Genomic DNA, 14,012 nt, shown 5'->3' on the forward strand with positions numbered 1-14,012 from the left:
GCCCATCGGCGACCATCGAACGTTTGCCGCCGCGTGGCGAACCTAGTTCGCCAATTGCTCTTTCATGGTCTGGCGATAATCGTTTGCCAGCGAGGTTTTCTGCTCATCTGAGAGCGACTTGCCCGCCTGCTGGAACACTTCCTGTTCTTCCTCGTCCAGGTGATGATGCAGCTGGTCCTGCAGTTTTTTGGCCACGGCGAGCCAGTGTGGAGAGCTCATGTCGGTCGACTCCAGCTCTTCGATCATTTCGTCCATCTCATGATGTTCGGCCACGCTGTGCCGGGCCTTTTCCTGCGTCCGGTCGTCCTTCATCAGCGGCACATAGAAATGGCGCTCCTCGGCAGTGGCATGGCTGGTCAGCTCGGCTTTGACCTTGCTGAACAACTCCTCGCGCCCTTCACTGTTTCCTTCTGTTTTGCACAGCAGGTCGATCAGGGTGCGCTGTTTATCGTGGTCCTCTCTCAAAGCTTCAAAGATGTTCATAGTGACTCCGTTCTTCTATGGGTATGTGTCTCTTTAGAGCGTATTGATGGGTCTGTCTCCATGAAGTACGGATAAATCTGTCTGAGGATTTGTGAATCGTCTTTAACTCAGGTTGTTCGTGCAGCTAAGTTGGTTTAGTTATTTGATTTTAAATGCTTTTTACGGAGTTATTTTTTATTAATGTCTCGGCTGTCTTTTCGTAATCTGCGTATGCTTGCAAGAGCCTTCCGTCGTCCGCTATTGATAGGGTAGGTGTTGTTAACCACATGCCTGCCCAAAAACAGGGAATCTGAGAAAGGGAGACGACTATGGCAGATAAAAGCGACTGGAAAACGGACCGGGAAAGGTATGAAGCCGCCTGGACCAAATACCAGGAAGTTGCAGACCGGGTATATGCCGCGTACGAAGACCTCGACAGCGGCGCACAGGACCAGGCACCGGCCAACGAGGATCTCTCCGAGCTTCAGGAGGCCTGGAAGGAACTCGAGAATGCCCGGGAGCGGCTTAACGAGAGCGCCAACGAACTGCACGAGCGGCATATGGCCCAGGGCAAGTCGATCTCGAATTAGGGTGCATCGCACCGCGGGCGCATAGCTCCCGGCATTTACGCACTTCGACTGTCTTATTCAACGGATGTGCCGCGCTGCGGCCATCCGGCATCTGCCTATGGACTTCCTACGCTCAACTTCCTTAATCCTTGCCGATTGCAATTAAGTTGAAATTAAGTGAAACCGCCGGTTGTCGACCGGCCGTCCAGCGATTTATCTTAACTCCTGACTTAATCGTTTAAGAGTTCCGGGCCGAGCAGCCCGTATGGTGCAGACAGGCGTTCCAATGTCCCTTCGTCTGCGAACTTAAAGCATTAAGTTGACCAATAGAGACCCGTTGAACCCGACAACAACAAGATGAGGTTCTGTGATGTCTACGCATATCAGCAAATGGATGCTGCTGGGGACTTTGGTGTCCGGCTTCTGGATGGCCTCGGCCCAGGCAGCGACAGTCACGATTTCCTGCGGCGCGGTCGGCGCCGAGCGCCAGATTTGCGAACAGGGCGCGTCGCAATGGGCGGAAGAGACCGGTAATGAAGTGAAGGTCGTCTCCACCCCCAACTCTTCCACCGAACGCCTTTCCCTCTACCAGCAACTGCTCGCGGCGCAATCCGCCGATGTGGATGTGTTCCAGATCGACGTGATCTGGCCCGGCATGCTGGCAGACAATTTCATCGACCTGAGCCAGTACAGCGACGGTGCCGAGAACGATCATTTCACAGCCCTGATCCGCAATAACACCGTCGACGACCGGCTGGTGGCCATGCCCTGGTTCACCGACGCCGGCGTGCTCTACTACCGTAAGGACTTGCTGGACAAGTACGGTCAGCCGGTGCCGGAGACCTGGGAGCAGCTCAAGGAGGTGGCGGAGGTCGTCCAGAAGCGCGAGCGCGCCGACGGCAACGACAAGATGTGGGGCTATGTCTGGCAGGGCCGCGCCTATGAAGGCCTGACCTGCGATGCCCTGGAGTGGCTGGCCAGCTACAACGCCGGCACCATCGTCGACCGCGACGGCAAGGTCACTGTCAACAATCCGCAGTCGGTCGAGGCCCTGAATATGGCCCGCAGCTGGATCGATACCATCTCGCCCCTGAGCGTCCTCAATTATACCGAGGAAGAGGCCCGCGGCGTGTTCCAGTCCGGTAACGCGGTGTTCATGCGCAACTGGCCCTATGCCTGGGCCCTGGCCCAGAGCGAGGACAGCCCGGTGAAGGGCAAGGTCGGTGTGGCGGCGCTGCCCAAGGGCGGTAACGATGGTCGCCACGCGGGTACGTTGGGCGGCTGGCAGCTGGCGGTCTCGAAGTATTCCGAGAATCAGGAGCTGGCGGCGGACCTGGTGATGTACCTCACCAGCTACGAGGAGCAGAAACGGCGGGCCATCGAGGGCAGCTACAACCCGACCCGCCCCGCGCTCTATGAAGACGGCGAGGTGCTGGAAGCCGTGCCCTTCTTCGGCCAGCTGTACGAGACCTTCAAGAATGGCGTGCCGCGGCCATCGTCGGTGACTGGCGAGAAGTACGGCCGGGTCACCAATGCCTTCTACAACACCGTGCATGGCGTACTGTCCGGCGATTCCGAGCCGGAACAAGCCCTGCAGGGCCTTGAGCAACAACTGAACCGGTTGGGGCGTCGCGGCTGGTAAGGCCGCGACCACCTCTGCCAAGTCGAGGTCCCCATGGCTATTCCCAAGTCAACGCCGGCGGTTGCCGCGGCGGCGGCCATCGAGCAGCCGCGCCGCCGGGGCCGGGTGAGTGTCCAGCGGGTTCGTGCCGCCTGGCTGTTCCTGATACCCATGCTGGTGGTGCTGGCGGCGGTGGCCGGTTGGCCGCTGCTGCGCACCATCTGGTTCTCCATGACCGATGCCAGCTTCTCCGACCTGACCACCTACAGCTTTATCGGTCTGGAGAACTACCTGGTCTACGACAACGGCGCCTGGTACGGCGTGCTGGCGGATCCGGTGTGGTGGCAGGCGGTGTGGAACACGCTGTTCTTCACCGTGGTGTCGGTCGGGCTGGAGACGATAATCGGGCTGGCGATCGCCCTCACCCTGAACATGCAGTTCCGCGGGCGCGGCTGGGTCCGGGCCGCCACCCTGGTGCCCTGGGCGATTCCGACCATCGTGTCCGCCAAGATGTGGGGCTGGATGCTCCACGACCAGTTCGGGATGATCAACCACCTGTTGCTCACTCTGGGCCTTATCGATGCGCCGTTGAACTGGACCGCCAATCCCGAGCTGTCCATGTGGGCGGTGATCATGGTCGATGTGTGGAAAACCACACCCTTCATGGCCCTGCTCGCCCTGGCCGCGCTGCAGATGCTGCCGTCGGACTGCTACGAGGCGGCGAAGGTGGATGGCGTCAATCCGGTGAAGGTGTTCTTCCGCGTCACCCTGCCGCTGATCTACCCGGCGCTGATGGTGGCGATCATCTTCCGGGTACTGGATGCCCTGCGGGTGTTCGACGTGATCTACGTACTGACCTCCAACAGCCGCGACACCATGTCCATGTCGGTCTACGCGCGCCAGCAGTTGGTGGAGTTCCAGGACGTGGGTTATGGCTCGGCCGCCTCCACGGTCCTGTTCCTGATCATTGCCCTGCTGACCATCAGCTACCTCTACCTGGGCCGCAAGCAGTTCGGAGGTGAAGCATGAGCACGCAAACCTTCTGGACCCGGCGCCGGGCCAAGCGTTACATCGGCAAGGCGGCGTTCTTCCTGCTGATCGTGGCGATCCTGCTGTTCACCGTGTTCCCGTTCTATTACGCCATCCTGACGTCGTTCAAGAGCGGCTCGGAATTGTTCGAGGTGGATTACTGGATCAGCCAGTTCAATGTCACCAACTACGCCTCGGTGCTTGATCAGGAATCCTTCGTGGACAGCATCTGGAACTCGATTCTGGTGTCCTCGATGACGGTCCTGATCGCCATGCTGCTCGGGCTCACAGCGGCCTATGCGCTGGGGCGGGTCCAGTTCCGCGGGCGCGCACCGATCCTGATGATCGTGCTGGGGGTCTCCATGTTCCCGCAGGTGGCGGTGCTGTCCGGGCTGTTCGAGGTGATCCGGGCGATGAACCTGTACAACAACCCGTGGTCGCTGGTGTTTTCCTACACGATATTCACCCTCCCGTTCACGGTGTGGGTGCTGACCACCTTCATGCGCCAGCTGCCCAAGGAGCTGGAAGAGGCGGCCATTGTCGATGGCGCCAGCCCGGTGGTGACCCTGTTCAAGGTGTTCGTGCCGCTGATGGGACCGGCCATGGCCACCACGGGCCTGCTGGCCTTCATCGCCGCGTGGAACGAGTTCCTGTTCGCTCTCACCTTCACTTTGACCAACGACCAGCGCACAGTGCCGGTGGCCATTGCCTTGATTACCGGCGGTTCTCAACACGAGTTGCCTTGGGGCCACCTGATGGCCGCCTCGGTGATCGTCACCGTGCCGTTGATCGTGCTGGTCCTGATCTTCCAACGTCGTATCGTGTCCGGCCTGACGGCGGGCGCGGTCAAAGGTTAACAAGGAGTTTTCGGCATGACCCAGTCCCAACCCTGGTGGAAAGGCGGCATCATCTACCAGATCTACCCGCGCAGCTTTATGGATAGCAGCGGCGATGGTGTAGGTGATCTCAGGGGCGCCACGTCGCGACTGCCCTACGTGGCGTCCCTGGGCGTGGACGCCATCTGGCTCTCGCCTTTCTTCCTGTCGCCGATGAAGGATTTCGGCTACGACGTGTCCGACTACCGGGCGGTGGACCCGCTGTTCGGCACCATGGACGACTTCAAGGCCCTGGTGACCGAGGCCCATCGCCTGGGCCTCAAGGTGGTTATCGATCAGGTCCTCAGCCATACCTCCGACCAGCATCCCTGGTTCACCGAGAGCCGGGAGAATCGCACCAATCCCAAGGCGGACTGGTTTGTCTGGGCCGATCCCAAGGCGGACGGCACGCCGCCGAACAACTGGCTGTCGATCTTCGGCGGTAGCGCCTGGGCCTGGGACACCCGGCGCGGGCAGTACTACCTGCACAATTTCCTCACCAGCCAGCCCGACCTGAATTTCCACAATGCGGAGATGCGCCAGGCACAACTGGACAACATGCGCTTCTGGCTCGACCTGGGGGTGGACGGTTTCCGCCTGGATACGGTGAATTTCTACTACCACAACCAGAGCCTGGCGGATAATCCGGCGGTGCCGACGGGCGAGAGCAAGACCTTCGTTGCCAAGGGCGTCAATCCCTATACCTACCAGCGCCACGTCAACGACCTGAGCCAGCCGGAGAACATCGGCTTCCTCAGCGACATGCGCGCGTTAATGGACGAGTACCCGGAAACCACCCTGGTGGGCGAGATCGGTGACGACAAGCCGCTGGAGCGCATGGCTGAGTACACCGCCGGCGACGACCGGCTGCACATGGCCTATTCCTTCGACCTGCTCAACGACCAGTTCGGACCCAGCTACATCCGCGATGTGGTACGCCGCTACGAGGAAGGTTTGGGCGATGGCTGGCCCTGCTGGGCCCTGAGTAACCATGACGTGGTGCGTGTAGTCAGCCGCTGGAGCCTGGGCCACGAAGATGCGCAGGCCTATCCGCCGATCCTGATGGCGCTGCTGCTGTCCCTGCGCGGCAGTGTATCGATCTACCAGGGCGAGGAACTGGGCCTGCCGGAAGCGGACGTGCCCTTCGAGAGCCTGCAGGACCCCTACGGCATCAGCTTCTGGCCGGAATTTCGCGGCCGCGACGGCTGCCGCACACCGATGATCTGGGAGCCGGAAGCCCTCGGTGGCTTCACCACAGGGCTACCCTGGCTGCCGATCGACGAGCCGCACCTGGAATACGCGGTCAGCGTGCAGGAGCCGAATGTACATTCGATCCTCAACCGCATCCGCAACCTGATTCGCTGGCGTCAGGAGCAACCCGCACTGTGTATGGGCGAGCTGGAACTGGTCGAAGGCAGCGGCGAGATCCTGTGCTGGATCCGCCGGCATTCGGACCAGACCCTGGTGGTCGCCATCAACATCACCGGCGAAACCCAGACCATGCCCTGGACCCAGCCGGTGAAGTACGAGCTGAGCGGGCATGGTTTCAGTGGGCGCCTGGCGGATGGCCAGATCGAACTGCCGCCCTACCAGGCGTTTTACGCCGAGCTGTAAAGACAGAACAACGCGGTATAGACAGAACAAAGAGGGCCGCCGGTTGGCGGCTCGAGGAGCACCGACCATGGCTTGTGTAGAACTCAAGAAGATCAACAAGACGTTCGGCCAGGAAGAGATCATCCATGACATCGACCTGCGCGTGGAGGATGGGGAATTCGTCGTGTTCGTAGGGCCCTCCGGCTGCGGCAAGTCGACCCTGCTGCGGCTGGTCGCCGGACTTGAGGAAATTACCGCCGGCACCCTGGAAATCGACGGCGAGACGGTCAACGAGCTGTCGCCGAAGGAGCGGGGCGTGGGCATGGTGTTCCAGTCCTACGCGCTCTACCCGCATATGAACGTGTTCGAGAACATTGCCTTCGGCCTCAAGCTGGGCAAGGCCGGCAAGGGCAAGATTCGCGAGTGGGTGGAGAAGACCGCCGAGATCCTGCAACTGCAGGACCTGCTGCACCGCAAGCCGCGGGAGCTGTCCGGCGGTCAGCGCCAGCGGGTGGCGATTGGCCGTGCCATGGCACGGGAGCCGCGCATCATGCTGTTCGACGAGCCCCTGTCCAACCTCGACGCCAGCCTGCGGGTGCAGATGCGCACCGAGATTGCCAAGCTGCACGCCCGCCTGCGCTCCACCATGATCTACGTGACCCACGACCAGGTGGAAGCCATGACCCTGGCGGACAAGATCGTGGTGCTGAACAAGGGCAATATCGAACAGGTGGGCACGCCGTTCGATCTCTACGAAAACCCGGAAAGCCTGTTTGTGGCCGGCTTTATCGGCTCGCCCAAGATGAACCTGCTCAAGGGCCGCCTGGCGCAGCCGGGCAAGGAGCTCAGCGAGGTGGCCCTGGAAGGCATCGGCCAGGTACGCTGCGCGTGCGACAGTTCGCGGCTGCAGGCCGATGCGCCGGTTACCCTGGGCGTGCGTCCGGAACACATGCAGTTGCGCAAGCCCGGCGCCGACGAACAGGGTCTGGAGGTGATCAACGTGGAGTACCTGGGGAACGAGGCTTATGTCTACCTGGCGATCCCCAATGCGGCGGAACCGCTGGTGGTGCGCCAGCCGGTGCCCTGTCCGGTCACCGAAGGCCAGTACCTGTTGCCGGACGTGAAGCCCGAGTGTGCTCACCTGTTCGATGCTGAAGGCCGCTACCTGCGCCGTACCCGGGCGCCATCGCCGGACGAGACGGCGATGTCCGACATATCAGCCAGTGCAGGCCAATGATGGGCCGCGACCAGACGCCTGACCAGACCCCGCCGGCAAACGAAGGCCGGCGGCTGACGGTCAAGCTGATGGCGGAGAAGCTGAACGTCTCCACGGCAACCATCTCCAACGCCTTCAACCGGCCGGACCAGCTTTCCGAGGCCCGGCGCCGCTGGATCCTAGACGAGTGCAAGCGGCTCGGTTATATGGGCCCCAATGCCGCCGCGCGCAGCCTGCGCACCGGCCGCACGGGCAATGTCGGCGTGATGCTGGCGGACAACCTGGCCTACTCATTGACCGACCCGGTAGCCAGCGAATTTCTCCATGGCCTGGCCGAAGTGCTCGACAAGAAACGCATGAACATGCTGCTGCTCTCCAGCCAGGACGCCGGCAACAGCTACCGCAGCCACCTGCAGGAATCCATGGTGGACGGCTTTATCGTCTATGGTTGGCTCACCAAGCGTGATACCTACGAACGTTTGCTGCAGCAGGGCAAACCCATGGTGGCGGTGGATTTCGACCTGGAAGGCTGTACCTGGGTCAACATCGATAACTACCAGGGCGCCCGCGCCAGCGCCGAGCATGCCCTCAAGGTGCCGCCGAGAAACGTCAGCATCCTGGGCCTGCGCCTGGTGGAGCAGGAGGATGTGTGCAGCATCCGGGGCCATGACCTGTTCGGCGAGACCCGGGCGATTTCGGTCCGGCGCCTCAACGGCTATCTCGATGCGCTCGGCCTGGCAGGCTACGACATCTCGCCGGACCGCATCTGGTCGACGCCCACCAACAACCACGGCGATGCCTACCAGGCAGCCTACGAAGCCCTGTCGCAAACGCCGCGGCCGGACCTGCTGCTGTGCATGAGCGACCGGCTGGGGCTGGCGGCGATCCAGGTGGCACTGCAGATGAAGCTGCGTATCCCGGAAGACCTGCGCATCGTCGGCTTCGACGGTATTCCCGAGGGCAATACCCTGCATCCGTCATTGACCACGGTCTATCAGCAAAGCGCGGAAAAGGGTCGGGTGGCGGCGCGAATCTTCCTGGGGGAGCAGGAGGATCAGAACGTGCTAATTCCGACGCGGCTATTGGTGCGGGAGAGTTGTCCTTGAGGTGGTTGGCCAAGGGGGTGGTACCCTGTTGGCTGGCGTGAATGCCAATGGCAGCCCAAGGGGCTGCTCCGAAGCTGAAGCGTCGGCTACATTGAGCGGTTAACTCGAGTATGTAGCAGAAGCTTCAGCTTCTGAGGCGCCGCAGGTGCCCGGTTTGGTTTACCATAGCGTCGATCAGGCAAACGACTTCCATGAGCAGAAACGAATTTGCTGCATCCACCTCATGCTCATCCACAAAACACTGCAAACCGTAACCTGACAAACCGTGGAATCGCTTATAAAGTAATCAGATATCGCCGATTCTTCACGGTTTTTTTCAAATGCCTCCGTTGATGCCGTCCGCTTTCATGTCCATCGCAGCTCTTTTCCGGTCCCCGACCCAAAACCGGTGGCTGGGTTTGCTGCTATTGGCCAGCCTTGGCCTCGGCGGCTGCGCCAGCAACCAGAGCATGGCGCCATACACACCCGCACCCACCGTCGAGCCGATGGACGCCAAAAGCGCTGCAACGGCTGCCCAGCTCTGGCAGGTCTTCGATCGTTACGAAGGGGTGCCCTATAGCTATGGTGGTACCTCGGCGCGGGGTTTTGACTGCTCCGGGTTCATTCTTACCGCCTACCGTGAGGCCCTGGGACGCCAGCTACCCCGCACCACCGGCCAGATGTTGGCCACAGGCGATGTCATCCCCCGCCATCAGGTGCGGCCCGGAGATGTGGTTTTCTTCCGTATAAGCGGCAAGGACCAACACGCCGGAATATACATGGGCAACAACCGTTTCATTCATGCGTCCACCTCAGTCGGTGTCACGGAATCGGCACTGGATGGGTATTACTGGCGTGACCGTTACACCCAGGCCCGGCGGTTCGAATAGGGTTTTGTCGAGCGCTTGCCTATAGTTGTGTCTCTGACACCAATAATAAAGATTCCATGATTTCAGCACTCGAAAGGTTCTGGTTGCTTGGCACCCAGGGCAAGCCTGCGCGTCTGGTTCGACAGATTGCGCTCAGTAACCAGATCGGCATTCTTGGGGCGCTGGCCACCCTGCCGTATCAGGTCTTTTACCTTCTCTACGATATCGAACTGTATTGGCCGGTTTTCGTCTGCAATCTCGTGTTCATGGCCGTGTATCTGGCGGTGCCGTTAATCAATCGGCGCGGCGACCACAGCCGGGCGCGCAACCTGGTGCTGATAAACGGCTGCACACAGATCTTTGTCGTCACTTTTTTCATTGGCGGCGGGGCGGGCATCCACCTGTTCTATTTCGCCATCGGGAGCATCCAGGCACTGATATTCCGACGCCACCATTCGTGGTTATTGGTGGCGGTGCTGGCGGGGGTGATCGCGCTCTTCATGATTTGCGAATTTGTCTTTACAGAGGGTGTGACGCCTTTGCCTCCGGCAATGGTGCCGTTCATCTTCACGATCAGTGTCATTGGCACCATGGCGCTCAGTGGCAGCTTTTCTCATCTATTCCGTACAGAGATCGACCGGGCTGAGGAGCGACTGATTCGTAACAATCGCGATCTGGAGAAACTCAGCACGACCGACCAGTTGACCGGGCTCGCCAATCGGCGCAGCCTCGACCAGTTCCTGGCCAGTGCCGATCTACCGGGCGGCATTGCTTCAGCTCAGCCGCTATCTGTCTTGATGTGCGATGTGGACTGTTTCAAGCCCTACAATGACTATTACGGCCACCAGGCCGGAGATGATTGTCTGCGCCGTATCGCCCAAACCCTGACCGACGTGGTGCGCCGGCCCACCGACCTAGTGGTGCGCTATGGCGGCGAGGAATTTGTCGTGGTGCTGCCCCATACCGCCGAAGCGGACGCGTCCGTTATCGCGGAAAGGGTCCGCGAAGCGGTGGACCAGCTACAGATTCCCCACGCGGCCTCGACGGTTGCTGACCATGTGACTCTGAGTATCGGCCTGAGTGCCCTCGGCCGCGAGGAAAGCCGGCGCGCCGCGCAGGTATTCTCACGAGCCGACCAGGCGCTTTATGAGGCCAAGACCCAGGGCCGCAACCGCGTGGTCGTCGGTACCTGACCGTGATCATTTTTCCGGCAAACGTACCGCTACAATCCCTGATTGATCGGATAGACTGATCGATCCAGTATTCCTGGATCAACCCGCAACGTTCGAAGGACAAACCGATGGAAGAGGCAACGCTAGATAACCCCCAGACCACCGCCAAACCGGCGCCTTTCGGCACCGTGTTCGCCGATACCATGACCGTCACCCGCTATGTGGATGGCGTATGGTCGGAGGTGGAGTCTATTCCGGTAGCGCCTCTTTCCATTCATCCCGGCGCGCACGTGCTGCATTATGCCAGCACCTGCTTCGAGGGGCTCAAGGCGTTCCGGATGCCGGACGGCGACGTACGGATCTTCCGCCTGGATCGCCACCTGGCGCGTCTCCAGCAGAGTGCCGGTCTGGTCTGTCTGCCGGCGCCGCCCACCGATGTCGTCGAGCAAATGGTGCGCCAGACTGTCGCCGAAAGCCGCAACATCCTGCCGACCCCACCCGGTGCCTTGTACCTGCGGCCCACGCTGATCGGCACCGAAACCAATATCGGAGCCGCTGGTGCCGCCTCTACCGAGGCGATGTTCTACGTACTGGCGTCCCCTGTAGGCGACTACTTCTCCGGTGGCGGTCGCCCGCTGTCGATCCTGATCGAAGATCAGCAGATGCGCAGCGCGCCCGGTTTCGGCCAGGCCAAGACCGGCGGCAATTACGCTTCGGCCCTGCGCCACGTGATCCGGGGCCGCAATGAACAGGGTGTGGACCAGGTGCTGTTCTGCCCCAACGGCGATGTGCAGGAAACCGGCGCGTCCAACTTCTTCCTGGTCAACGATCGGCAATTGCTGACCAAACCGCTGGACAGCTCGTTCCTTCACGGCGTAACGCGGGATTCAGTGGTGACCCTGGCCAGCCACCTGGGCTATGAGGTGATCGAGCGGGACTTCACCGTCGATGACATCAAGGACTGGATCAAGACCGGCGAGGCTATGTTGTCGGGCACTGCTGCCGTGCTCGCTGGCGTGGGCAAATTCGTTCACGATGGGCGGGAGTACGTGGTCAACGATGGCAAGATCGGTCCCAATACCCAGCGCCTGCGTGAAGCACTGGTTGGCATCCAGACCGGTACTGACGAGGATGTATTTGGCTGGCTGTCCTGAAGCTGTAACCCAGCTTGGATCAGAAAAGGGGTGTGGCTTTGACCGCACCCCCTTTTTAGTTTCCAGTTAGAGTCTATTCTGGTTTACAGATAGCTTCTAGGCCGTCGCCGACGGCACATTCTCCATCAGCTTCTCCTTGCGGATCGGCAGTTCCCGGATGCGTTTGCCGGTGGCGTGATAGATCGCGTTGGCAATGGCGGCGCTCACTCCAGTAATGCCAATCTCGCCAATACCCCGCGCGCCGAACTCGTTGAACGCGTAATCCGGGTAATCCAGCAGAATCACCTCCATTTCCGGCGGTTGGTCAGCGTGGGTGGGCACCAGGTATTCGGCGTAATTGTTGTTGACCGGGATACCGTTGCGCGCATCGTACTCCGTACCCTCGAACAGTGCGCTACCAATGCCCATCACCAGCGAGCCTTCGACCTGGTTGCGTGAGGTTTTCGAGTTGATGACCTGCCCCACGTCGATGGCACTGACCACACGGCTGACCCGTAGGTTGGAGATGCCCGGATCCCAGCGAATCTCCACGAAGTGCGCGCCAAAGGAGCGGAACGAGTAGCTGTCCGTATCCGCGCCACCGGTATGGCCTTCACCATCGGCACTGGCGAGGCGTTGGCTTGCCAGGACCTCGGTAAAGTCCACCGACCGGCCGTCACTGTGGTGCAGCTTACCGTTGGCGAACGACAGGTCTTCGGCCTTGGCGCCTTCGAGTGGACTTTTCTTGCCAGTGGCATGATCCATGAGCTGGTCGATAGCCAGTCTCGTGGCTTTGGCGACCGCCGGCAAGGTGGTGGCCGTGGCCCAGGAGCCACCCGAGATCGGGCCTTCCGGATAGGCGGTATCGCCCAACTTGACCGTGATCTTCTCCACCGGCAACCCGGTCACGCTGCTGACCGCCTGGGCCACCACGGTATAGGTACCGGTGCCGATATCCTGCGTGGCGCAGGTCACATAGGCGGTACCGTCGGCCCGCAAGGATACGCGGGCATCGCAGGCTCGACGCAGGGCCTCCCAGTTGCAGGCGGCCATACCCCAGCCGATGATCTCGTTGCCATCCCGCATCGAACCGATCTCGGGGCTCCGCTTCGACCAGCCAAAGCTCTCCGCCGCCTGCTGAGTCGCTTCGCGGATCTTGTTGCTGGACCAGGGCAGGTCCTTGGACTGATCCCGCTCGGAGTAGTTGTTCATGCGGAACTCGAGTGGATCGATACCCGCCGCAACGGCCATTTCGTCGATGGCCGACTCCAGGGCAAACAGCCCGGGCGTCGCGCCAGGGGCGCGCATGGACGTGGGTGTGCCACGGTTCACCTGCGTGGTTTCGTGAGTCACGGTGACATCCTCGCAACCATAGAGGGCCTTGGTCATGGCGCCACAGGTTTCCACGTACTGATCGGTGAACGAGGTGGTGTTGATCGAGTCATGGCTGATCGACACCAGCTTGCCGTTGTCATCCGTACCCAGCCGCAGGCGCTGGCGGGTTTCAGGGCGATGGCCGGTCGTGGTGAACATCTGGTTACGCGGAACCACCACCTGCACCGGGCGATCCAGCATTTTTGCCGCCGCGGCGGCCGTGACGGCATGGGGCCACATCCACAGCTTGCTGCCAAAGCCAGATCCGATGAACGGTGAAATCACCTCCACCTGGTTCGGTGCGATGCCGAAGATCTTGGCCAGCGCGCCACGCTCCTGCAGCACCGCCTGGGAGGCCTCGTAGACCTTGAGCTGGTCGTCGCGCCACTCGGCGACGGTGGCGTGCATCTCCATCGGGTTATGGGTCTCTACCGAGGTGTGGTAGGTCACGTCGATGGTATGAGCGGCGTTACCAAACGCGGCATCGGCGTCGCCGCGCTGGTGGTTGTTCTGGCTGCCGGTGGGCTGGGTGCCATGGGCCTTGACCGCCTGGTCGAGGTTGGCGATCGCGTCGTGCTCTTCGTAGTCCACCTTCACCTTGTAAGCCGCCGCCCGGGCGTTCTCGAAGGTATCGGCCACCACGAGTGCGACGAACTGCCCGGCGTAGTAGACGGTGTCGTCCTCGAACGGCAGGCGAGTCTCCTCCACCTTGTTCTGCTGGGCCATGGACGAGGGCGTGTGGTAAAGCTCGGGGAAGTGACCGTGGTGGAAAATATCGATCACCCCGGGAGAGGCTTTCGCCTCGCCCAGGTCGATATTCCTGATCTTCCCGCTGGCAATCGTGCTGAACACGCCGTGGCCGTAGACCATGTTCTCCGGCTGGTGATCCGACGCGTAAGGGGCACTGCCTGTGACCTTCAGGCGCCCGTCGATTCGCTTGGGCCCGGCACCGATGATGGCGGCATTGGGTTTTGAGGCTGCATTTTCACTCATGGCAATCTCCTTTGCTCGCCA

At 61.1% G+C, this 14,012-nt stretch carries 12 protein-coding genes; 10 read left to right on the forward strand and 2 right to left on the reverse strand.

Features of this window, described 5'->3' with window-relative positions; translation table 11 throughout:
• Window positions 1-42: 42 nt before the first annotated feature.
• Window positions 43-483 carry a hemerythrin domain-containing protein gene (locus RE428_RS00560; protein ID WP_004579501.1) on the reverse strand — a complete coding sequence of 147 codons (441 nt, stop codon included), beginning with the start codon at window positions 481-483 and terminating at the stop codon, window positions 43-45.
• Between the two features lie 308 nt (window positions 484-791).
• Here RE428_RS00560 and RE428_RS00565 point away from each other — a divergent pair, with 308 nt between their 5' ends.
• The 10 genes from RE428_RS00565 to RE428_RS00610 all read left to right on the forward strand — a co-directional run bounded on the left by RE428_RS00565 (window position 792) and on the right by RE428_RS00610 (window position 11,645).
• Window positions 792-1,052, forward strand: coding sequence for a hypothetical protein (locus tag RE428_RS00565; RefSeq protein ID WP_004579500.1), 261 nt, complete (start codon window positions 792-794; stop codon window positions 1,050-1,052).
• 349 nt (window positions 1,053-1,401) lie between these two features.
• Window positions 1,402-2,673, forward strand: coding sequence for an ABC transporter substrate-binding protein (locus RE428_RS00570; protein ID WP_004579499.1), 1,272 nt, complete (start codon window positions 1,402-1,404; stop codon window positions 2,671-2,673).
• A gap of 33 nt (window positions 2,674-2,706) precedes the next feature.
• Window positions 2,707-3,681, forward strand: coding sequence for a carbohydrate ABC transporter permease (locus tag RE428_RS00575; RefSeq protein ID WP_004579498.1), 975 nt, complete (start codon window positions 2,707-2,709; stop codon window positions 3,679-3,681).
• Complete coding sequence (locus RE428_RS00580; RefSeq protein WP_004579497.1) at window positions 3,678-4,538, forward strand: carbohydrate ABC transporter permease; 861 nt, start codon at window positions 3,678-3,680, stop codon at window positions 4,536-4,538. The genes RE428_RS00575 and RE428_RS00580 overlap by 4 nt, the downstream gene beginning before the upstream one ends.
• Before the next feature lie 15 nt (window positions 4,539-4,553).
• Window positions 4,554-6,170 carry an alpha-amylase family glycosyl hydrolase gene (locus RE428_RS00585; RefSeq protein ID WP_004579496.1) on the forward strand — a complete coding sequence of 539 codons (1,617 nt, stop codon included), beginning with the start codon at window positions 4,554-4,556 and terminating at the stop codon, window positions 6,168-6,170.
• A 67-nt stretch (window positions 6,171-6,237) separates the two neighbouring features.
• On the forward strand, window positions 6,238-7,386 hold the full coding sequence (locus tag RE428_RS00590) for an ABC transporter ATP-binding protein (protein WP_004579495.1): 1,149 nt from the start codon (window positions 6,238-6,240) through the stop codon (window positions 7,384-7,386).
• Window positions 7,383-8,471: a LacI family DNA-binding transcriptional regulator gene (locus RE428_RS00595; protein ID WP_227500185.1), complete on the forward strand. Its 1,089-nt coding sequence runs from the start codon at window positions 7,383-7,385 to the stop codon at window positions 8,469-8,471. Before RE428_RS00590 ends, RE428_RS00595 begins: the two co-directional genes overlap by 4 nt.
• A gap of 347 nt (window positions 8,472-8,818) precedes the next feature.
• The gene (locus RE428_RS00600; RefSeq protein WP_051079821.1) at window positions 8,819-9,340 is read left to right on the forward strand and encodes a C40 family peptidase; all 522 of its coding nucleotides are present in this window, start codon (window positions 8,819-8,821) and stop codon (window positions 9,338-9,340) included.
• A gap of 56 nt (window positions 9,341-9,396) precedes the next feature.
• The gene (locus tag RE428_RS00605) at window positions 9,397-10,512 is read left to right on the forward strand and encodes a GGDEF domain-containing protein (protein ID WP_004579492.1); all 1,116 of its coding nucleotides are present in this window, start codon (window positions 9,397-9,399) and stop codon (window positions 10,510-10,512) included.
• 107 nt (window positions 10,513-10,619) lie between these two features.
• On the forward strand, window positions 10,620-11,645 hold the full coding sequence (locus tag RE428_RS00610; protein ID WP_004579491.1) for a branched-chain amino acid aminotransferase: 1,026 nt from the start codon (window positions 10,620-10,622) through the stop codon (window positions 11,643-11,645).
• Between the two features lie 96 nt (window positions 11,646-11,741).
• On the opposite strand, the gene RE428_RS00615 is transcribed toward RE428_RS00610, so the two are convergent.
• The gene (locus RE428_RS00615; RefSeq protein WP_004579490.1) at window positions 11,742-13,991 is read right to left on the reverse strand and encodes a xanthine dehydrogenase family protein molybdopterin-binding subunit; all 2,250 of its coding nucleotides are present in this window, start codon (window positions 13,989-13,991) and stop codon (window positions 11,742-11,744) included.
• Window positions 13,992-14,012 lie beyond the last annotated feature (21 nt).

Source organism: Marinobacter nanhaiticus D15-8W, from assembly GCF_036511935.1.
Classification (GTDB): Bacteria; Pseudomonadota; Gammaproteobacteria; order Pseudomonadales; family Oleiphilaceae; genus Marinobacter_A; species Marinobacter_A nanhaiticus.